Here is a 20,454-nt window from a genome sequence, read left to right on the forward strand (position 1 = left end):
TTTGAATCTTGTAATATCCAACGCTTCCTGTTTTTCTTAAATGCGAAGTGAACAGATTTCTGGCTCGTCACTCAATCCGTCTTGTCGTTTCAGTTCTGCGTACTCTCCTGTGACCAGACAGCGAAAAGACATGAGTCGATGACCGTAAACAGGCATGGATGATCCTGCCATACCATTCACAACATTAAGTTCGAGATTTACCCCAAGTTTAAGAACTCACACCACTATGAATCTTACCGAATTAAAGAATACGCCGGTTTCTGAGCTGATCACTCTCGGCGAAAATATGGGGCTGGAAAACCTGGCTCGTATGCGTAAGCAGGACATTATTTTTGCCATCCTGAAGCAGCACGCAAAGAGTGGCGAAGATATCTTTGGTGATGGCGTACTGGAGATATTGCAGGATGGATTTGGTTTCCTCCGTTCCGCAGACAGCTCCTACCTCGCCGGCCCTGATGACATCTACGTTTCTCCTAGCCAAATCCGCCGTTTCAACCTCCGCACTGGTGATACCATCTCTGGTAAGATTCGCCCGCCGAAAGAAGGTGAACGCTATTTTGCGCTGCTGAAGGTTAACGAAGTTAACTTCGACAAACCAGAAAACGCCCGTAACAAAATCCTCTTTGAGAACTTAACGCCGCTGCACGCAAACTCTCGTCTGCGTATGGAGCGTGGTAACGGTTCTACCGAAGATTTAACCGCACGCGTACTGGATCTGGCATCGCCTATCGGTCGTGGGCAACGTGGTCTGATTGTGGCACCGCCAAAAGCGGGTAAAACCATGCTGCTGCAGAACATTGCTCAGAGCATCGCTTACAACCATCCAGACTGCGTACTGATGGTTCTGCTGATTGACGAACGCCCGGAAGAAGTGACCGAGATGCAGCGTCTGGTTAAAGGTGAAGTTGTTGCTTCTACCTTCGACGAACCAGCATCTCGCCACGTTCAGGTTGCGGAAATGGTGATCGAGAAGGCAAAACGCCTGGTTGAGCATAAGAAAGACGTTATTATTCTGCTCGACTCCATCACTCGTCTGGCTCGCGCCTACAACACCGTCGTACCGGCATCCGGTAAAGTGTTGACCGGTGGTGTGGACGCCAACGCCCTGCATCGTCCGAAACGCTTCTTCGGTGCAGCACGTAATGTGGAAGAGGGCGGCAGCCTGACCATCATTGCAACGGCGCTAATCGATACCGGCTCCAAAATGGACGAAGTTATCTACGAAGAGTTTAAAGGTACTGGTAACATGGAACTGCACCTCTCTCGTAAAATCGCTGAAAAACGCGTCTTCCCGGCAATCGACTACAACCGTTCTGGTACTCGTAAAGAAGAGTTGCTTACCACTCAGGAAGAGCTGCAGAAAATGTGGATCCTGCGCAAAATCATTCACCCGATGGGCGAAATCGACGCAATGGAATTCCTCATTAATAAGCTTGCGATGACCAAGACCAATGATGATTTCTTCGAGATGATGAAACGCTCATAAGTTAGTGTTACAGCAAAACGCCACGTGTTTACGTGGCGTTTTGCTTTTATATCTGTAATCTTAGCGGTATACCTGTGATGGTGTGAAAATTCCTGGTTTTTGCGGGTGTTTTATGCGATTTACATATCAATTGGTTGATTTTTGCTCATTTCTGAGAGATTCAGAAAGTAGTTCCCCTTCTGAATAAAGGTCTTCGTGGGTATACTTCAGCTAATAATTTTCTCTGAGAGCATGCATTGTGAATTTACTGACAGTGAGTACTGATCTCATCAGTATTTTTTTATTCACGACACTGTTTCTGTTTTTTGCCCGCAAGGTGGCAAAAAAAGTCGGTTTAGTGGATAAACCTAACTTCCGCAAACGTCACCAGGGATTGATACCGCTCGTTGGGGGTATTTCGGTTTATGCAGGGATTTGCTTCACGTTCGGAATTGTCGATTACTATATTCCACATGCAGCTCTCTATCTCGTTTGTGCCGGTGTGCTTGTGTTCATTGGCGCGCTGGATGATCGTTTTGATATCAGCGTAAAAATCCGTGCCACCATACAGGCAGCTGTTGGCATTGTTATGATGGTGTTCGGCAAACTTTATCTCAGTAGTTTGGGTTATATCTTTGGCTCCTGGGAGATGGTGCTTGGACCGTTTGGTTACTTCCTGACGCTGTTTGCTGTCTGGGCGGCGATTAATGCCTTCAACATGGTCGATGGTATTGATGGCTTGCTGGGCGGGTTATCCTGTGTCTCGTTTGCGGCAATCGGTATGATTTTGTGGTTCGACGGGCAAACCAGCCTCGCTATCTGGTGCTTTGCCATGATCGCCGCCATCCTGCCTTATATCATGCTCAACCTTGGTATTCTGGGGCGTCGCTACAAAGTCTTTATGGGCGATGCGGGTAGTACGCTGATTGGTTTTACTGTTATCTGGATCCTGTTGGAAACTACCCAGGGAGCTACGCATCCAATCAGCCCGGTTACCGCCTTATGGATCATTGCTATCCCGCTGATGGACATGGTGGCGATTATGTATCGTCGTTTGCGTAAAGGCATGAGTCCATTCTCACCTGACCGACAGCACATTCATCATTTGATCATGCGCGCTGGATTTACTTCTCGTCAGGCGTTTGTGTTGATTACCCTTGCTGCAGCGCTACTCGCTTCTATTGGCGTACTGGCAGAATATTCTCATTTTGTCCCGGAATGGGTCATGCTGGTGCTCTTTTTGCTAGCATTCTTCCTCTATGGCTATTGCATTAAGCGTGCCTGGAAGGTTGCTCGCTTCATCAAACGCGTGAAACGTCGACTGCGCAGAAACCGTGATGGCAGCCCTAATTTAACCAAATAAAATGAGGATGTAATGACGCAACCAATGCCTGGGAAACCAGCCGAAGACGCTGAAAATGAACTGGATATTCGTGGGTTGTTTCGTACCTTGTGGGCTGGGAAGCTGTGGATTATTGGCATGGGGCTGGCGTTTGCCTTAATCGCGTTAGCGTATACTTTTTTTGCGCGTCAGGAGTGGAGTGCGACGGCGATTACCGATCGTCCAACCGTGAATATGCTGGGCGGCTACTACTCGCAGCAGCAATTTTTGCGTAACCTGGATGTTCGTTCAAATATGGCCCCTGCCGACCAACCATCGGTTATGGATGAAGCCTATAAAGAGTTTGTTATGCAACTGGCATCGTGGGATACCCGCCGCGATTTCTGGTTGCAGACTGACTATTACAAACAGCGGATGGTCGGTAACAGTAAAGCCGATGCGGCTCTGCTGGATGAAATGATCAACAACATCCTGTTTATTCCTGGTGATTTCGCCCGCTCGGTCAATGACAGCGTTAAGCTGGTTGCCGAAACCGCCCCCGATGCTAATAACCTGCTTCGTCAATATGTTGCTTTTGCCAGCCAGCGTGCAGCCAGTCATCTGAATGATGAGCTGAAAGGCGCATGGGCGGCGCGCACTATTCAGATGAAAGCTCAGGTGAAGCGTCAGGAAGAAGTGGCTAAGTCCATCTACGACCGCCGGATGAACAGTATTGAACAGGCACTTAAAATCGCCGAGCAACACAATATTTCTCGCAGTGCGACAGACGTGCCAGCCGAGGAATTACCTGATTCAGAAATGTTCCTGTTGGGGCGTCCGATGCTCCAGGCGCGACTGGAAAATTTACAGGCTGTCGGCCCAGCCTTTGATCTCGACTATGATCAGAATCGGGCCATGTTAAACACCCTTAATGTTGGTCCAACCCTGGATCCGCGTTTTCAGACCTATCGCTATTTGCGTACACCGGAAGAACCGGTAAAACGCGATAGCCCACGTCGTGCCTTCCTGATGATTATGTGGGGCATTGTCGGGGGGCTGATCGGGGCTGGTGTCGCATTAACCCGCCGTTGCTCGAAATAGCAACACAGCTGTGGTGAGCGCAAAGGCGCTCGCCGCTTATTCGAAGAGAATCGATGTGAAAGTACTGACTGTATTTGGTACGCGCCCGGAAGCCATCAAGATGGCGCCGTTGGTGCATGCGTTGGCAAAAGATCCTTTTTTTGAGGCTAAAGTTTGCGTCACTGCGCAGCATCGGGAGATGCTCGATCAGGTGCTGAAACTCTTTTCCATTGTACCTGACTACGATCTCAACATAATGCAGCCAGGACAGGGCCTGACAGAGATAACCTGTCGGATTCTGGAAGGACTAAAACCTATTCTTGCCGAGTTCAAACCAGACGTTGTGCTGGTTCACGGTGATACTACCACCACACTGGCAACCAGCCTGGCAGCGTTTTATCAGCGAATTCCTGTTGGTCACGTTGAGGCCGGACTGCGCACGGGCGATCTCTATTCGCCGTGGCCGGAAGAGGCTAACCGTACATTGACCGGGCATCTGGCGATGTACCATTTCTCACCAACTGAAACTTCCCGGCAAAATTTGCTGCGTGAAAACGTCGCTGACAGCCGAATATTTATTACCGGTAATACAGTAATTGATGCGCTGCTGTGGGTGCGCGACCAGGTAATGAGCAGCGATACGCTGCGTTCAGAACTGGCGGCAAATTACCCGTTTATCGACCCCGATAAAAAGATGATTCTGGTGACCGGTCATAGGCGTGAGAGCTTTGGTCGTGGTTTTGAAGAAATTTGCCATGCGCTGGCTGAAATTGCTACCACTCATCAGGACATCCAGATTGTTTATCCGGTACACCTTAACCCGAATGTCAGAGAGCCGGTCAATCGCATTCTGGGGCATGTGAAAAATGTCATTTTGATTGATCCCCAGGAGTATTTACCGTTTGTCTGGTTGATGAACCATGCCTGGTTGATTTTGACTGACTCTGGCGGCATTCAGGAAGAAGCACCTTCTCTGGGTAAACCGGTGCTGGTGATGCGCGATACCACCGAACGCCCAGAAGCGGTGACCGCAGGTACGGTACGTCTGGTGGGGACGGATAAGCAACGGATCGTCGAGGAAGTGACGCGTCTTTTAGAAGACGAAGATGAATATCAAACTATGAGCCGAGCCCATAACCCGTATGGTGATGGTCAGGCATGCTCTCGCATTTTGGAAGCGTTAAAAAATAATCGGATATCACTATGAGTTTTGCGACCATTTCTGTTATCGGACTGGGTTATATCGGGCTGCCAACGGCGGCTGCGTTTGCCTCACGGCAAAAACAGGTGATTGGTGTTGATATCAACCAACAAGCGGTTGATACCATCAATCGTGGCGAAATCCATATCGTCGAACCTGATTTAGCGAGCGTGGTAAAAACTGCCGTAGAAGGTGGTTTTTTACGAGCGAGCACGACGCCGGTTGAGGCTGATGCCTGGCTGATTGCTGTCCCAACGCCATTTAAAGGCGATCATGAGCCGGATATGGCCTACGTCGAATCGGCTGCCCGCTCCATTGCGCCAGTGCTGAAAAAAGGCGCGTTGGTGATCCTTGAATCCACCTCGCCGGTGGGTTCAACCGAGAAGATGGCAGAATGGTTAGCAGAGATGCGTCCGGACCTGACTTTCCCGCAGCAGGTGGGTGAGCAGGCGGACGTCAATATTGCTTATTGCCCGGAACGCGTGTTGCCGGGCCAGGTGATGGTCGAGCTGATTAAAAACGATCGCGTCATTGGCGGCATGACGCCAGTTTGCTCGGCGCGCGCCAGCGAACTGTACAAAATTTTCCTCGAAGGTGAGTGTGTCGTCACTAACTCGCGGACGGCGGAAATGTGTAAGCTCACAGAAAACAGCTTCCGCGACGTGAATATTGCTTTTGCTAACGAACTGTCGCTGATTTGTGCCGAGCAAGGAATTAACGTCTGGGAACTGATTCGTTTGGCGAATCGCCATCCACGAGTCAATATTCTCCAGCCTGGTCCGGGTGTGGGCGGTCACTGCATTGCCGTCGACCCGTGGTTTATCGTGGCGCAGAACCCACAGCAGGCGCGGCTTATCCGTACCGCGCGTGAAGTGAACGATCACAAACCTTTCTGGGTGATTGATCAGGTGAAAGCGGCGGTCGCTGATTGTTTGGCTGCCACTGATAAACGCGCCAGTGAACTGAAAATTGCCTGTTTTGGTCTGGTGTTTAAACCGAATATTGATGACCTGCGCGAAAGCCCGGCGATGGAAATCGCTGAACTGATCGCCCAGTGGCACAGCGGCGAAACGCTTGTTGTTGAACCTAATATTCACCAGTTGCCGAAAAAACTGACCGGGCTTTGCACGCTGGCGCAGCTTGACGAGGCGCTGGCAACGGCAGATGTGCTGGTGATGTTGGTAGATCACAGCCAGTTTAAAGCCATTAGCGGCGATGATGTTCAGCAGCAGTATGTGGTGGATACCAAAGGAGTCTGGCGCTGATACTGATTACAGTAAACGACTGTGTTGAGGGAGATAGAGAATGCCCGTCCGCGCCAGTATTGAACCACTAACCTGGGAAAACGCCTTTTTTGGCGTTAACAGCGCCATCGTGCGCATTAGTCCTGACGCACCGCTCCTGACGCCAGGCGTTTTGGCGCCGTGGTCACGAGTACAGGCCAAAATTGCCGCATCCAATACCGAAGAACTAGATGTCCTGCAACAGCTGGGATTCTCGCTGGTCGAAGGAGAAGTGGATTTTGCGCTCTCCGTGATCAACGTCAGTGAAAGCCGTGCGGAAGTGGCTCAAGAAGCAGATATTCCAGTACTACGCCAGTTAGCCCGCGAAGCATTCGCCCAAAGCCGTTTTCGTATGCCGTGGTATGCACCCGATGCCAGTGGTCGCTTTTACGCGCAGTGGATTGAAAATGCCGTGCGCGGCACCTTTGATCATCAATGCCTGGTTTTACGCGCGGCGTCCGGAGAGATTCGCGGCTATGTTTCTCTACGAGAGTTGAATGCCACTGACGCGCGCATTGGTTTACTGGCAGGACGCGGCGCAGGTGCTGAACTGATGCAAACGGCGCTAAACTGGGCGTATGCTCGCGGTAAAACAACATTGCGGGTGGCGACCCAGATGGGCAACACCGCCGCGCTTAAACGATACATACAAAGTGGTGCGAATGTAGAAAGCACCGCGTACTGGTTATACAGGTGATCACATGATTCCATTTAACGCACCGCCGGTGGTGGGCACCGAACTCGACTATATGCAGTCGGCAATGGGTAGCGGCAAACTGTGCGGCGATGGCGGTTTTACCCGTCGCTGCCAGCAGTGGCTGGAGCAACGTTTTGGCAGCGCCAAAGTACTGCTGACGCCATCCTGCACTGCTTCTCTGGAGATGGCGGCGCTGCTGCTGGATATCCAACCGGGCGATGAAGTGATCATGCCGAGCTACACCTTTGTCTCCACCGCCAACGCCTTTGTGCTGCGTGGAGCAAAAATCGTTTTTGTCGATGTTCGCCCGGACACCATGAATATCGACGAAACGCTGATTGAAGCGGCGATCACCGACAAAACGCGCGTTATCGTGCCGGTGCATTACGCGGGCGTGGCCTGTGAAATGGACACCATTATGGCGTTGGCGAAAAAGTATAATCTGTTTGTGGTGGAAGATGCCGCTCAGGGCGTGATGTCCACTTACAAAGGGCGTGCGTTGGGAACCATTGGCCATATTGGCTGCTTTAGCTTCCATGAAACCAAAAACTACACGGCGGGTGGTGAAGGCGGGGCGACGCTGATTAATGATAAAGCGTTGATTGAACGTGCCGAGATTATTCGCGAAAAAGGGACTAACCGCAGCCAGTTCTTCCGTGGTCAGGTTGATAAATATACCTGGCGCGATATCGGCTCCAGCTATTTGATGTCCGATCTGCAAGCTGCGTATCTGTGGGCGCAACTGGAAGCCGCTGAACGTATCAACCAGCAACGTCTGGCGTTGTGGCAAAATTACTACGATGCGTTAGCACCTCTGGCGAAAGCCGGGCGTATCGAACTGCCGTCGATTCCGGATGACTGCGTGCAGAACGCGCATATGTTCTACATCAAGCTGCGGGATATTGATGACCGGAGCGCGTTGATTAGCTTCCTGAAGGAAGCGGAAATCATGGCGGTGTTCCATTACATTCCGCTGCACGGTTGCCCTGCGGGTGAACGCTTTGGTGAGTTTCACGGTGAAGATCGCTACACCACCAAAGAGAGCGAGCGCCTGCTGCGCCTGCCGTTGTTCTACAACTTGTCGCCCGTCAATCAGCGCACGGTGATTGCGACCTTGTTGAACTACTTCTCCTGATATGTCGCTGGCAAAAGCATCCTTGTGGACGGCGGCCAGTACGCTGGTCAAGATTGGCGCTGGGTTACTGGTTGGTAAATTATTGGCGGTGTCATTTGGTCCGGCAGGACTAGGGTTGGCGGCAAATTTCCGCCAGTTGATAACCGTGCTCGGTGTGCTTGCCGGGGCGGGCATCTTTAATGGCGTAACCAAATACGTTGCCCAGTACCACGATAATCCGCAGCAGCTGCGCCGTGTGGTCGGCACTTCATCTGCGATGGTGCTTGGCTTCTCCACGCTGATGGCGCTGGTCTTTGTGCTGGCGGCTGCGCCAATCAGCCAGGGATTGTTTGGTAATACCGACTATCAGGGGCTGGTGCGTTTAGTGGCGCTGGTGCAAATGGGGATCGCCTGGGGCAACCTGTTGCTGGCGCTAATGAAAGGCTTTCGCGATGCCGCGGGTAATGCGTTATCGCTGATTGTCGGCAGCCTGATTGGCGTTATTGCTTATTATGTCAGTTACCGTTTTGGCGGTTATGAAGGCGCGTTGCTTGGTCTGGCGCTGATTCCCGCGCTGGTGGTAATGCCTGCCGCCGTCATGTTAATTAAGCGTGGCGCTATCCCGTTAAGCTATCTAAAACCCAGCTGGGATAACGGTCTGGCAGGGCAGTTGAGCAAATTTACCCTTATGGCGTTGATTACGTCGGTAACCTTGCCCGTTGCGTACATCATGATGCGTAAACTGCTGGCGGCGCAGTATAGCTGGGATGAAGTGGGGATCTGGCAAGGGGTGAGCAGTATTTCCGACGCCTACCTGCAATTTATTACCGCATCGTTCAGTGTATATTTACTGCCCACGTTGTCGCGGCTAACGGAAAAACGCGATATCACTCGGGAAGTGGTGAAGTCGCTGAAATTTGTTTTACCGGCCGTGGCGGCAGCGAGTTTCACCGTCTGGCTACTGCGTGATTTTGCCATCTGGCTACTGTTGTCGAATAAATTTACCGCCATGCGCGATCTCTTTGCCTGGCAGTTGGTCGGCGATGTGTTGAAAGTGGGCGCTTATGTCTTTGGTTATTTAGTGATCGCCAAAGCGTCGCTGCGTTTTTATATTCTGGCGGAAGTCAGCCAGTTCACTTTATTGATGGTATTTGCCCACTGGTTGATCCCCGTGCATGGCGCCCTGGGCGCGGCGCAGGCCTACATGGCAACCTATATCGTCTATTTCTCTCTTTGTTGTGGCGTGTTTTTACTCTGGCGTAGGCGGGCATGACTGTACTGATTCACGTACTGGGATCGGATATCCCTCACCATAACCAAACCGTTCTGCGGTTTTTCAATGACGCGCTGGCCGCGACGAGCGAGCACGCGCGCGAGTTTATGGTTGCTGGCAAGGACGACGGCTTAAGTGATAGTTGTCCGGCGCTTTCTGTGCAATTTTTCCCTGGGAAAAAATCACTGGCAGAAGCCGTTATCGCTAAAGCGAAAGCTAACCGCCAGCAACGGTTTTTCTTCCACGGCCAGTTCAATCCCAAGCTGTGGCTGGCGCTGCTTAGTGGCGGAATCAAGCCCAGCCAGTTTTACTGGCATATCTGGGGGGCAGATCTCTATGAAGTTTCCAGTGGATTGAAATATAAACTCTTTTATCCTCTGCGCCGACTGGCACAAAAGCGAGTGGGCTGTGTGTTTGCCACTCGGGGAGACTTGAGCTTTTTTGCCAAAACGCATCCAAAGGTGCGGGGCGAACTGATTTACTTCCCAACCCGGATGGACCCTTCTCTCAATACAATGGCGAACGATCGGCAACGTGAAGGGAAAATGACCATTTTGGTAGGGAACTCCGGCGATCGCAGCAATGAGCATATCGCCGCCTTGCGCGCTGTTCATCAGCAGTTTGGCGATACGGTAAAAGTCGTGGTGCCGATGGGATATCCACCTAATAACGAAGCGTATATCGACGAAGTTCGTCAGGCGGGGCTCGAGTTATTCAGCGAAGAAAATCTGCAAGTTCTGAGCGAAAAACTGGAATTTGACGCCTATCTGGCGCTACTTCGCCAGTGCGATCTCGGCTACTTTATTTTTGCCCGCCAGCAGGGCATTGGTACGCTGTGCTTACTGATTCAGGCGGGCATTCCTTGTGTGCTTAACCGGGAAAATCCGTTCTGGCAGGATATGACAGAACAGCATTTGCCGGTGCTGTTTACCACTGACGATCTCAACGAAGATATTGTGCGTGAAGCGCAGCGCCAGCTGGCGTCGGTGGATAAAAACACCATTGCCTTCTTTAGCCCGAACTATCTGCAAGGCTGGCAGCGGGCGTTGGCTATTGCCTCCGGGGAGGTCGCATGAGCCTGCTGCAATTCAGCGGCCTGTTTGTTGTCTGGCTGCTCTGCACGCTGTTTATCGCCACGCTGACATGGTTTGAGTTTCGCCGCGTGCGTTTTAACTTCAATGTCTTCTTTTCATTGCTGTTTTTGCTGACCTTTTTCTTCGGCTTCCCGCTGACCAGCTTGCTGGTGTTTCGCTTTGATGTTGCCGTGGTGCCGCCAGATATCTTGTTGCAGGCGTTACTTTCTGCGGGGGGATTTTACGCAGTTTACTACGTCACTTACAAAACACGTTTACGCAAACGCGTTGCTGATGCACCGCGCCGTCCAGTGTTTACCATGAACCGCGTGGAAACCAATCTCACGTGGGTGATTCTGATGGGTATCGCGCTGGTGAGCGTTGGCATCTTTTTCATGCATAACGGTTTTTTGCTGTTCCGGCTTAACTCCTACAGCCAGATCTTCTCCAGCGAAGTCTCTGGCGTGGCGTTAAAGCGTTTCTTTTACTTTTTCATCCCGGCAATGTTAGTGGTCTACTTTCTGCGCCAGGACAGTAAAGCGTGGCTGTTTTTCCTCGTCAGCACGGTCGCCTTTGGCTTGCTGACTTACATGATTGTCGGCGGCACTCGCGCCAATATCATTATCGCGTTCGCTATCTTCCTGTTTATCGGCATTATTCGCGGCTGGATTTCACTGTGGATGCTGGCGGCTGCGGGCGTGCTGGGGATTGTCGGTATGTTCTGGCTGGCGCTAAAACGCTACGGAATGAACGTGAGCGGCGATGAGGCGTTCTATACGTTTCTCTATCTTACCCGCGACACCTTCTCGCCGTGGGAGAATCTGGCGTTGCTGTTGCAGAACTACGACAACATCGACTTCCAGGGCCTGGCTCCAATTGTCCGCGATTTCTATGTCTTTATCCCTTCCTGGCTGTGGCCGGGTCGCCCGAGTATGGTGCTGAACTCCGCCAACTACTTTACCTGGGAAGTGCTGAATAACCACTCCGGACTGGCGATCTCGCCTACGCTTATAGGCTCACTGGTTGTTATGGGCGGCGCGTTGTTCATCCCGCTCGGGGCGATTGTGGTTGGTCTGATCATCAAGTGGTTCGACTGGTTGTATGAGCTGGGCAACCGCGAAACTAATCGCTATAAGGCTGCGATTCTCCACAGTTTCTGCTTCGGGGCGATCTTCAATATGATCGTGCTGGCGCGCGAAGGGTTGGATTCGTTTGTCTCGCGTGTCGTCTTTTTTATCGTGGTCTTCGGCGCAAGCCTGATGATTGCAAAACTGCTGTACTGGCTTTTTGATAACGCCGGACTCGTTCATAAACGAATAAAATCATCGCTCCGGACGCAGGTTGAAGGATAACAATGAATAACACCACCACGGCACCGACCTATACGCTGCGTGGCTTACAGTTGATCGGTTGGCGTGATATGCAGCATGCCCTCGATTATCTGTTCGCTGATGGGCAGCTTAAGCAGGGAACGCTGGTTGCCATTAATGCCGAAAAAATGCTGACCATTGAAGATAACGTCGAGGTCAGGGAGTTAATTAACGCTGCCGAATTTAAATATGCCGATGGCATTAGCGTTGTGCGGTCGGTGCGTAAAAAGTACCCGCAGGCACAGGTTTCCCGCGTTGCCGGTGCCGATCTCTGGGAAGAAGTAATGGCGCGCGCAGGCAAGGAAGGGACGCCGGTATTTCTTGTGGGCGGTAAACCTGATGTGCTGGCGCAGACCGAAGCTAAACTGCGCGACCAGTGGAATGTGAATATCGTTGGCAGCCAGGATGGTTATTTTAAACCCGAGCAGCGTCAGGCGCTGTTTGAGCGTATTCACGCCAGTGGTGCGCAAATTGTCACTGTCGCAATGGGGTCACCAAAGCAGGAGATCTTCATGCGCGACTGCCGCCTGGTGCACCCTAATGCGCTGTATATGGGCGTTGGTGGAACGTACGATGTCTTTACCGGTCACGTGAAACGCGCGCCGAAAATCTGGCAAAAACTGGGACTGGAGTGGCTTTATAGACTGCTTTCGCAGCCGAGTCGCATTAAGCGCCAGCTTCGTTTGCTGCGTTATTTACGCTGGCATTACACCGGCGATCTCTGATTTTCCTCTCTCTGTAAAGCGACGGAGTGGTCACTTCGTCGCCTGCCTGTCTTTTTGTTACACAAAGCATTCAAATTTTTAATGCTTTATTTGCCATTTCTTCTGAATTACGAAAACATTCGCAACACTCGATGTACCCATAACGATAACCGGTAACACCGGAAAGCATGCAAACACAACACGAGGATTTATGGCAGATAACAAACCAGAGCTACAGCGTGGGCTGGAAGCTCGACATATCGAACTCATCGCCCTGGGGGGCACCATTGGCGTTGGTCTGTTTATGGGGGCCGCTAGCACCCTGAAATGGGCCGGGCCATCTGTATTGTTGGCCTATATCATCGCCGGGCTGTTCGTCTTTTTCATTATGCGCTCAATGGGCGAAATGTTGTTTCTCGAGCCGGTGACCGGTTCGTTTGCCGTCTACGCGCATCGTTATATGAGCCCGTTCTTTGGCTATCTCACCGCCTGGTCTTACTGGTTTATGTGGATGGCGGTGGGGATCTCAGAAATCACTGCCATTGGCGTTTATGTCCAGTTCTGGTTCCCGGAGATGGCGCAGTGGATACCCGCATTGATCGCGGTGGCGCTGGTGGCACTGGCGAATCTGGCAGCGGTGCGGTTGTATGGTGAAATTGAGTTCTGGTTCGCGATGATCAAAGTCACTACCATCATCGTGATGATTGTCATTGGCCTGGGCGTGATTTTCTTTGGCTTTGGCAATGGCGGCCAGTCGATTGGTTTTAGCAATCTCACAGAGCATGGCGGTTTCTTTGCGGGTGGCTGGAAAGGGTTCCTGACCGCTCTGTGTATTGTGGTGGCATCTTACCAGGGCGTGGAGCTGATTGGCATCACCGCCGGTGAAGCGAAGAATCCGCAGGTGACGCTGCGCAGTGCCGTAGGCAAAGTGTTGTGGCGAATCCTGATTTTCTACGTAGGCGCGATTTTCGTTATCGTCACCATTTTCCCGTGGAATGAAATTGGCAGCAATGGCAGCCCGTTTGTACTGACTTTTGCCAAAATCGGTATTACCGCAGCGGCGGGCATTATCAACTTTGTGGTGCTGACGGCTGCGCTCTCTGGCTGTAACAGCGGCATGTACAGTTGCGGACGTATGCTCTACGCGCTGGCGAAAAACCGTCAGTTACCGGCGGCGATGGCGAAAGTTTCCCGTCACGGTGTGCCGGTTGCAGGAGTGGCGGTATCCATTGTCATCCTGCTAATTGGCTCATGCCTGAACTACATCATCCCTAACCCACAGCGCGTGTTTGTCTACGTTTACAGTGCCAGCGTGCTTCCGGGCATGGTGCCGTGGTTTGTGATTTTGATAAGCCAGCTGCGTTTTCGTCGTGCACACAAAGCGGCGATTGCCAGCCATCCGTTCCGCTCAATCCTGTTCCCGTGGGCCAACTACGTAACAATGGCATTCCTGATTTGCGTTTTGATCGGTATGTACTTTAATGAAGATACCCGTATGTCGCTGTTTGTCGGCATCATCTTCATGCTGGCGGTGACGGCGATTTATAAAGTTTTTGGCCTTAATCGCCACGGTAAAGCGCATAAACTGGAGAAATAAGCAGCAAAGCGCACAAACCGTAACCAAACGCGCATTTTATTTAAAAAGGGACTAGACAGAGGGGTGGGAAGTCCGTATTATCCACCCCCGCAACGGCGCTAAGCGCCCGTAGCTCAGCTGGATAGAGCGCTGCCCTCCGGAGGCAGAGGTCTCAGGTTCGAATCCTGTCGGGCGCGCCATTTAGTCCCGGCGCTTGAGCTGCGGTGGTAGTAATACCGCGTAACAAGATTTGTAGTGGTGGCTATAGCTCAGTTGGTAGAGCCCTGGATTGTGATTCCAGTTGTCGTGGGTTCGAATCCCATTAGCCACCCCATTATTAGAAGTTGTGACAATGCGAAGGTGGCGGAATTGGTAGACGCGCTAGCTTCAGGTGTTAGTGTTCTTACGGACGTGGGGGTTCAAGTCCCCCCCCTCGCACCACGACTTTAAAGAATTGAACTAAAAATTCAAAAAGCAGTATTTCGGCGAGTAGCGCAGCTTGGTAGCGCAACTGGTTTGGGACCAGTGGGTCGGAGGTTCGAATCCTCTCTCGCCGACCAATTTTGAACCCCGCTTCGGCGGGGTTTTTTGTTTTCTGTGCATTTCATCACTCTCCCTTCGCAATAAACGCCCGTAGTAACTCATTGCCACACGGTATGATTTCGCCCTTAACTTATTGAAGGATGACTTCAGGCAAGGAGCGACCATGCTGCAACAGGTTCCAACGCGTGCGTTTCACGTGATGGCGAAACCGAGCGGTTCCGATTGTAATCTGAACTGTGACTACTGTTTTTATCTCGAAAAACAATCCCTTTACCGTGAAAAGCCAGTCACGCATATGGGCGAAGACACGCTGGAAGCGTATGTCCGTCACTATATCGCCGCCAGCGAACCACAAAACGAAGTCGCTTTTACTTGGCAGGGCGGTGAGCCAACGCTGATGGGGCTGGAGTTTTACCGCCGTGCCGTAAAGTTACAGGCGAAATACGGTACTGGCAGGAAGGTAAGTAACAGCTTCCAGACTAACGGTGTGCTGCTCGATGACGAATGGTGTGCATTTCTGGCAGAAAATCATTTTCTTATTGGGTTATCTCTGGATGGTCCGGCTGAGATCCACAATCAATATCGCGTGACCAAAGGTGACAGACCAACGCATAAGCTGGTGATGCGTGCCCTGATGCTGCTGCAAAAGCATCATGTCGACTATAACGTGCTGGTCTGCGTCAACCGCACCAGCGCGCAGCAACCGTTGCAGGTTTATGATTTTTTGTGCGATGCGGGAGTCGAATTCATCCAGTTTATTCCGGTGGTCGAGCGCCTGGCTGATGAAACAGCTGCCCGCGATGGACTGAAACTACATGCGCCCGGCGATATTCAGGGTGACCTGACGGAATGGTCGGTGCGCCCCGATGAATTTGGTGAGTTTCTGGTGGCGATATTCGACCACTGGATCAAACGCGACGTCGGCAAGATTTTCGTGATGAATATCGAATGGGCGTTTGCCAATTTTGTTGGTGCGCCTGGTGCGGTTTGCCATCATCAGCCAACCTGTGGGCGCTCGATGATTGTTGAGCACAACGGCGACGTTTACGCCTGCGATCACTATGTTTATCCGCAATATCGACTGGGGAATATGCTTCAGCAGACCATCGCAGAAATGGTAGATTCTCCGCAGCAGCAGACTTTTGGTGAAGATAAATTTAAGCAGTTACCGGCGCAGTGTCGCAGTTGTAACGTGTTAAAAGCGTGCTGGGGAGGCTGCCCGAAACACCGCTTCATGCTCGATACCAGCGGAAAACCGGGGCTGAATTATTTGTGTACCGGCTATCAGCGTTATTTCCGCCATCTACCGCCGTATCTTAAAGCAATGGCTGATTTGCTGGCGCACGGTCGTCCGGCCAGCGACATTATGCAGGCGCATTTGATGGTGGTGAATAAGTAAAAAAGCGGCCATTTTGTGGCCGCCTGCGGTTGATTGCCGGATGCGGCGTAAACGCCTTATCCGGCCTACATGATCGTGCAAATTCAATAAATTGCAGTGTTCTGTAGGCTGGATAAGATGCGTCAACATCGCATCCGGCAAAGGCAGATCACTGCGATAGCGCCGGATTAGTCAGATTTAATCTGCGCGCGTGGAGGATATTTCTTCAGGATCTCCATATACGCGTGCATTTCGGTTTGCAGTGGTACTCCCATCGGGATATGGCGCACGCCGATAGAATCGCTTTCCTGTGGATCGGTGTAGAGGTTAAACACCGACGATCCGGCTGTTTGCATTACCGTGCCGGTGAACCCACCCTGATACCCGCTCTGGGTATAAGCGTAAGGCTGCTGAATCAGGACGTGATACTTGAACTCATCCATACGCACAGCAGAGAGTTTGCCGTTGAGGAAGTAGTGCTCGGCCTTACGGTTAGACTGGCCGTTTGTTCCCAGGAAGAAAGATGTCTGGTCTACACCATCGATAAAGGTGGTTTTCGGCACTAAATTCGCAACTTTCGCCCCAGGATGCCCCGCCAGATCCAGTGCTGTTGGGAAGAGATCTGCCAGATCAACAATACCGTCAGATTTACGCGGTTGGATCATGCCTTTCCAGTACACGAAAGTCGGAACGCGAACGCCGCCTTCCCAGGTAGATCCTTTCGCTCCACGGAACGGTGTGCGACCGTGCGGAGGCACTTCGGCTTCTGGACCGTTATCGGAGGTGAAGACAATAAGCGTGTTATCCAGCTGACCGTTTTTCTCCAGCGTTTTGTAGAGATTAGCGAACACATCGTTCATCTCTACCATGCAGTCACCATACGAGGTTCGTGCCGGAGAGCTACCCGCATATTTGGCGTTCGGGTAGTTATCGAAGTGGCAGCCGCGAGTGCCATAATAGAGGAAGAAAGGTTTATCACTCTTCGCCATCTTGTCGAGGAACTTAACGCCATATTCCATCCAGCGTTGATCCAGGTCTTCCATATATTTCGGCGTAATGTCAGCAATGGCCTCCTGTTCGCCGCCGCGTACAGCATGAACATCATCTTTGCTAAATGGTAATTGCTTGATGTATTCAGAACGGTCCGGACTCAGGGCGACTTCCGGGTTGACGTGAACATCGCGCCATTCGGTATACATATCGGACACGGAGTTGAAGCCACGGAAATCATCAAAGCCGACGTTCTGCGGCTGCGACTCTTTGTTTTCCCCCATATGCCATTTCCCGATAGCCTGGGTGACGTAACCTTGGTCGTGCAGCAATTGCGGCAGGGTGGTTAACCCTTGCAGACCGCCCGGTTGCCCGTACATCGGCGGCATCAGAATGCCGTGGTGGATGGAGTATTGTCCGGTGAGAATGGTGGCGCGGGTAGGGGAAGAACTTGGTTGAGAATATGCAGAGGTTAAAATCAATCCCTGGCTGGCAACGGCGTCAATATCTGGCGTTGGGTTACCTACCGCCACGCCACCGCCATTAAAGCCGACATCCATCCAGCCCACGTCATCCAGTAAGAAAACAACCACGTTCGGTTTCTTACCGGTCTTTTTCTCTAATTCCGCCAGCTTCTGCTGGGTTTCTTTATCCTGTGCCGGATGCTGCATCACAGGCATCATATTATCGGCAATGGTGGTCGCCGGTTTAACCAGGTACTGGTTAGGGTGATCATACCCGGCATAACCTTCGCGCGCGGTAGCGGTTGACGGGGTATCTGCAGCACTGGCCAGCAAAGGAATAGCGGCGGCGATTGCGATCACCAGTAGTTTGGGTGAAAACGAAATTTCCATGCAAAATGCTCCGGTTTCATGTCATTAAATGGATGACGTAATTAAGCATTGATAATTGAGATCCCTCTCCCTGATAAAATGGGTATATAAATAATTATGATGAAAATATATTATTTATTTGCCATGAGAATGAATCGAAAGATCAGGAGAGCGTTTTCAATCCTACCCCTGGTGCGGGGGATATGTAAGGCAGGTTTATTGTATAGTGTTGATTATTGATGCTGTTTTTGATTAGGAGTGTAATTAATATATATATTGGTTATTGAATATTTTTAACAATTCACAGTATTTATAATTAAAGAGAGTAAGGTGCTGGATAATATTTGCTCAGGTAATTATTGCGAATGAAAGAAACCTGGATTGCAGAATTTTCTCATAACAAGTATTAAAGGATGTTATTTCCCGGGCCTGTATGGCATAATAATTGGGTAGATGCTCATTCCATCTCTTATGTTCGCCTTAGTGCCTCATAAACTTAGGAATGACGCAGAGCCGTTTACGGTGCTTATCGTCCACTGACAGATGTCGCTTATGCCTCATCAGACACCATGGACACAACGTTGAGTGAAGCACCCACTTGTTGTCATACAGACCTGTTTTAACGCCTGCTCCGTAATAAGAGCAGGCGTTTTTTTATGGCTGAATAAACAACAGGCTACGTCGCTCTTGCGTCATTGGTTGTGCATTTAGCACCCTTACAAGAGAGCCTACCGTGACGATGGGAAGAAACTGATTATTCTCTATTCCGGTTAAATCGCGTCCGCAGCGAGCGGCGATATCTTCGACCAGCTCTTCTAACTCAACGGCATCGTTTACCAAATCCAGATCTTCGTCCAGTTTATCGTCGGCTTTAAGTGGCAGTGGGTAGCCGATATAGCCGTTTTCTTGCAAGGTATTCCACACAGCCCGAATGATCCATGTATCTACGGTACGAGGATTAAACTGGCGTGCAAACTGACAAATGGAAAGCCCCTGACGTTTATCGGCCATGATTCGGCGTTTCTCGAGGAGCTTGATTTTATCCTGCTTCGCGGCGGCTATCAGAGACACAATAAAAAGTGATAACCAGAAGATGAAGGTGTTGCCCGTACGCACGAAGGAAATAGTCAGCCAGCCTACGCCAGCCAGAGCAGCACATATCAAAAAGCAGAGTAACAACCTTACCCGAACAGGATTACTTTCAGGCGATGGCAAGCGGAAAAGGTAGCGGGAAGGCATGCGCATTTTTGACATCCTTGTAAAAAAATATCGCCTCTGAACGAGGCGATATAAATTACTGCGGCGGGTTGTTCTGCAACGTCAACATCAAACCGTCGCGGCGCATCGATGCGGCTTCTTCCGGTTTGTGCAGTCTGTCCAGCGCGTCGGCAAGCCATGCGTAATCGTAGGCGTCCGGGCGTTGTTTCAGTGCCGCGCGGAAGGCGAGCGATGCTTCCTGCCATTCGCCGTGCTTCATCAGTGACTGGCCCAATGTGCTCCACAACAGTGGGCGATCGCCGACGTTTTTGATTTGCTGGCGTAGCACTTTTTCAAGCTGTTCCGGATTGTTGGTTTTCAGTCGTGGGATCGGCAGCAGTAGGCGATCATCATACTGGCGTTTCAGGCCGTCGATGATAATTTGCTGGGCAGTATCATGATCGTCACATTCAATAAGATGTTCCGCCATTGCCACCTGCAAAGCCACCTGATGACGCGTTTTCCGGCTTTGGTTTTTCCACCAGTTACGTAAACCTTCGCTGCCGTCATCGGCCCGTGCCTGATTCATCAGACCAATCCATGCCTGTTGTTCCAGCATTGCGCGATGTTCTTCATCACCAACGTGGGCTTTCGCCATTGACGGGATTATGTCCAGCAGTGAACTCCACGCGCCGGTACGGATATACGCTTGTTCTGCCAGACGCAGCACTTCCGGATGGCGTGGTGTGACTTCGAGTAACTTATCCACGCCGTGGCGTGCCGCATGATTTTCATTACGCGCCAGTTGCAGGCGAACGCGGGCAATTTCCACCGGAATGGTGTCGTTACCCGCCAGTTCTGCTGCACGTTCCAGATGCTGATTGGCGCGCGCTTCATCCCCGCGTTGCTGTGCGGCTTCGGCAGCCAGCAGGTAGTTCACCACCGGCTGTTCAGCGTGATCGGCATTTTTTGACATCAGCTTTTCAACTTGCTGATAATCGCCTTCCGCTAGTTTTAGCAGCGCTTGTTCAGTCTGCTTACGTGCGCGGCGACGCTTACGTCCGACAAACCAACCCCGGGTGTGCGCGCCGGTGCGGAAGATCCGCCGCAGTAGCCACTCAATGGCAAACAGCACGACCATCGCCAGAATCAAAATGATCGCCAGACCAGTCACGCTGGTTTCGATATTGTAGTTGTCGGTCTGGATCAGTACGTAACCCTGATGACCGGCAATCATCGGGCCGACCACGATCCCCGCAATCAGCAACACAAAGAGCAATAACACTTTTAGCATGATTATTCTCCTTGCGGCGCGGCTGCCGGAGTATCAGCTTGCGGTGCAGGTGCAGGTGCAGG

17 protein-coding genes and 4 tRNA genes are annotated in these 20,454 nt (G+C 51.4%); 18 read left to right on the top strand and 3 right to left on the bottom strand.

Going from position 1 to position 20,454, the window contains the following annotated elements; all coding sequences use genetic code 11:
* Positions 1-40: 40 nt before the first annotated feature.
* The 18 genes from rhoL (at position 41) to D9738_RS22185 (ending at position 16,099) form a co-directional block, all read left to right on the top strand.
* Entirely contained in the window at positions 41-142 is a 102-nt protein-coding gene (gene rhoL / locus D9738_RS22100) for a rho operon leader peptide RhoL (RefSeq protein WP_001295255.1), read from the top strand.
* 84 nt (positions 143-226) lie between these two features.
* The gene (gene rho, locus D9738_RS22105; RefSeq protein WP_001054527.1) at positions 227-1,486 is read left to right on the top strand and encodes a transcription termination factor Rho; all 1,260 of its coding nucleotides are present in this window, start codon (positions 227-229) and stop codon (positions 1,484-1,486) included.
* Positions 1,487-1,724: 238 nt separating this feature from the next.
* Positions 1,725-2,828, top strand: a complete 1,104-nt coding sequence (gene wecA / locus D9738_RS22110; protein WP_130261196.1) for a UDP-N-acetylglucosamine--undecaprenyl-phosphate N-acetylglucosaminephosphotransferase — start codon at positions 1,725-1,727, stop codon at positions 2,826-2,828.
* A 12-nt stretch (positions 2,829-2,840) separates the two neighbouring features.
* Positions 2,841-3,887, top strand: coding sequence for an ECA polysaccharide chain length modulation protein (wzzE, locus tag D9738_RS22115; RefSeq protein ID WP_130209390.1), 1,047 nt, complete (start codon positions 2,841-2,843; stop codon positions 3,885-3,887).
* A 55-nt stretch (positions 3,888-3,942) separates the two neighbouring features.
* Entirely contained in the window at positions 3,943-5,073 is a 1,131-nt protein-coding gene (gene wecB, locus D9738_RS22120) for a UDP-N-acetylglucosamine 2-epimerase (non-hydrolyzing) (protein WP_064530529.1), read from the top strand.
* On the top strand, positions 5,070-6,332 hold the full coding sequence (gene wecC / locus D9738_RS22125) for a UDP-N-acetyl-D-mannosamine dehydrogenase (RefSeq protein ID WP_130261197.1): 1,263 nt from the start codon (positions 5,070-5,072) through the stop codon (positions 6,330-6,332). Before wecB ends, wecC begins: the two co-directional genes overlap by 4 nt.
* A gap of 40 nt (positions 6,333-6,372) precedes the next feature.
* Positions 6,373-7,047: a dTDP-4-amino-4,6-dideoxy-D-galactose acyltransferase gene (gene rffC / locus D9738_RS22130; protein ID WP_130261198.1), complete on the top strand. Its 675-nt coding sequence runs from the start codon at positions 6,373-6,375 to the stop codon at positions 7,045-7,047.
* 4 nt (positions 7,048-7,051) lie between these two features.
* Positions 7,052-8,182 (top strand): dTDP-4-amino-4,6-dideoxygalactose transaminase, encoded by a 1,131-nt coding sequence (gene rffA, locus D9738_RS22135; protein ID WP_130261199.1) that lies wholly within the window; start codon positions 7,052-7,054, stop codon positions 8,180-8,182.
* 1 nt (position 8,183) lies between these two features.
* Positions 8,184-9,434: a lipid III flippase WzxE gene (gene wzxE / locus D9738_RS22140; protein ID WP_130261200.1), complete on the top strand. Its 1,251-nt coding sequence runs from the start codon at positions 8,184-8,186 to the stop codon at positions 9,432-9,434.
* Positions 9,431-10,510, top strand: a complete 1,080-nt coding sequence (gene rffT, locus D9738_RS22145) for a TDP-N-acetylfucosamine:lipid II N-acetylfucosaminyltransferase (protein WP_130261201.1) — start codon at positions 9,431-9,433, stop codon at positions 10,508-10,510. Before wzxE ends, rffT begins: the two co-directional genes overlap by 4 nt.
* A complete protein-coding gene (wzyE, locus tag D9738_RS22150) occupies positions 10,507-11,859 on the top strand; it encodes an ECA oligosaccharide polymerase (protein WP_130261202.1) in 1,353 nt (450 codons plus the stop codon). Before rffT ends, wzyE begins: the two co-directional genes overlap by 4 nt.
* Before the next feature lie 2 nt (positions 11,860-11,861).
* The gene (gene wecG / locus D9738_RS22155) at positions 11,862-12,602 is read left to right on the top strand and encodes a lipopolysaccharide N-acetylmannosaminouronosyltransferase (RefSeq protein ID WP_130209406.1); all 741 of its coding nucleotides are present in this window, start codon (positions 11,862-11,864) and stop codon (positions 12,600-12,602) included.
* Between the two features lie 190 nt (positions 12,603-12,792).
* A complete protein-coding gene (locus D9738_RS22160; RefSeq protein ID WP_130209408.1) occupies positions 12,793-14,178 on the top strand; it encodes an amino acid permease in 1,386 nt (461 codons plus the stop codon).
* A 102-nt stretch (positions 14,179-14,280) separates the two neighbouring features.
* Positions 14,281-14,357: transfer RNA gene (locus D9738_RS22165), tRNA-Arg, on the top strand.
* Between the two features lie 58 nt (positions 14,358-14,415).
* Positions 14,416-14,491 (top strand) — tRNA-His (locus D9738_RS22170).
* Between the two features lie 20 nt (positions 14,492-14,511).
* A tRNA-Leu gene (locus D9738_RS22175) sits at positions 14,512-14,598 on the top strand.
* 42 nt (positions 14,599-14,640) lie between these two features.
* Positions 14,641-14,717 (top strand) — tRNA-Pro (locus D9738_RS22180).
* A 146-nt stretch (positions 14,718-14,863) separates the two neighbouring features.
* Positions 14,864-16,099: an anaerobic sulfatase maturase gene (locus D9738_RS22185; RefSeq protein ID WP_130261203.1), complete on the top strand. Its 1,236-nt coding sequence runs from the start codon at positions 14,864-14,866 to the stop codon at positions 16,097-16,099.
* A 167-nt stretch (positions 16,100-16,266) separates the two neighbouring features.
* On the opposite strand, the gene aslA is transcribed toward D9738_RS22185, so the two are convergent.
* From aslA to hemY, 3 genes are all read right to left on the bottom strand, one after another.
* Positions 16,267-17,922: an arylsulfatase AslA gene (gene aslA / locus D9738_RS22190; protein WP_130209412.1), complete on the bottom strand. Its 1,656-nt coding sequence runs from the start codon at positions 17,920-17,922 to the stop codon at positions 16,267-16,269.
* Positions 17,923-18,555: 633 nt separating this feature from the next.
* On the bottom strand, positions 18,556-19,146 hold the full coding sequence (locus tag D9738_RS22195) for a hypothetical protein (RefSeq protein ID WP_130261204.1): 591 nt from the start codon (positions 19,144-19,146) through the stop codon (positions 18,556-18,558).
* A gap of 49 nt (positions 19,147-19,195) precedes the next feature.
* On the bottom strand, positions 19,196-20,392 hold the full coding sequence (gene hemY / locus D9738_RS22200; protein ID WP_130261205.1) for a protoheme IX biogenesis protein HemY: 1,197 nt from the start codon (positions 20,390-20,392) through the stop codon (positions 19,196-19,198).
* Positions 20,393-20,454 lie beyond the last annotated feature (62 nt).

The organism is Escherichia sp. E10V5 (assembly GCF_004212315.1).
GTDB lineage: Bacteria > Pseudomonadota > Gammaproteobacteria > Enterobacterales > Enterobacteriaceae > Escherichia.

What these genes read in the sequence shown, in the direction of transcription:
- rho (WP_001054527.1), top strand. Translation starts at nt 227, where the DNA reads ATGAATCTTACCGAATTAAAGAATACGCCGGTTTCTGAGCTGATCACT.
- rffA (WP_130261199.1), top strand. Translation starts at nt 7,052, where the DNA reads ATGATTCCATTTAACGCACCGCCGGTGGTGGGCACCGAACTCGACTAT.
- wecG (WP_130209406.1), top strand. Translation starts at nt 11,862, where the DNA reads ATGAATAACACCACCACGGCACCGACCTATACGCTGCGTGGCTTACAG.
- rhoL (WP_001295255.1), top strand. Translation starts at nt 41, where the DNA reads ATGCGAAGTGAACAGATTTCTGGCTCGTCACTCAATCCGTCTTGTCGT.
- wzxE (WP_130261200.1), top strand. Translation starts at nt 8,184, where the DNA reads ATGTCGCTGGCAAAAGCATCCTTGTGGACGGCGGCCAGTACGCTGGTC.
- hemY (WP_130261205.1), bottom strand. Translation starts at nt 20,392, where the DNA reads ATGCTAAAAGTGTTATTGCTCTTTGTGTTGCTGATTGCGGGGATCGTG.
- wzzE (WP_130209390.1), top strand. Translation starts at nt 2,841, where the DNA reads ATGACGCAACCAATGCCTGGGAAACCAGCCGAAGACGCTGAAAATGAA.
- D9738_RS22160 (WP_130209408.1), top strand. Translation starts at nt 12,793, where the DNA reads ATGGCAGATAACAAACCAGAGCTACAGCGTGGGCTGGAAGCTCGACAT.
- aslA (WP_130209412.1), bottom strand. Translation starts at nt 17,922, where the DNA reads ATGGAAATTTCGTTTTCACCCAAACTACTGGTGATCGCAATCGCCGCC.
- wzyE (WP_130261202.1), top strand. Translation starts at nt 10,507, where the DNA reads ATGAGCCTGCTGCAATTCAGCGGCCTGTTTGTTGTCTGGCTGCTCTGC.
- wecC (WP_130261197.1), top strand. Translation starts at nt 5,070, where the DNA reads ATGAGTTTTGCGACCATTTCTGTTATCGGACTGGGTTATATCGGGCTG.
- D9738_RS22185 (WP_130261203.1), top strand. Translation starts at nt 14,864, where the DNA reads ATGCTGCAACAGGTTCCAACGCGTGCGTTTCACGTGATGGCGAAACCG.
- rffC (WP_130261198.1), top strand. Translation starts at nt 6,373, where the DNA reads ATGCCCGTCCGCGCCAGTATTGAACCACTAACCTGGGAAAACGCCTTT.
- rffT (WP_130261201.1), top strand. Translation starts at nt 9,431, where the DNA reads ATGACTGTACTGATTCACGTACTGGGATCGGATATCCCTCACCATAAC.
- D9738_RS22195 (WP_130261204.1), bottom strand. Translation starts at nt 19,146, where the DNA reads ATGCGCATGCCTTCCCGCTACCTTTTCCGCTTGCCATCGCCTGAAAGT.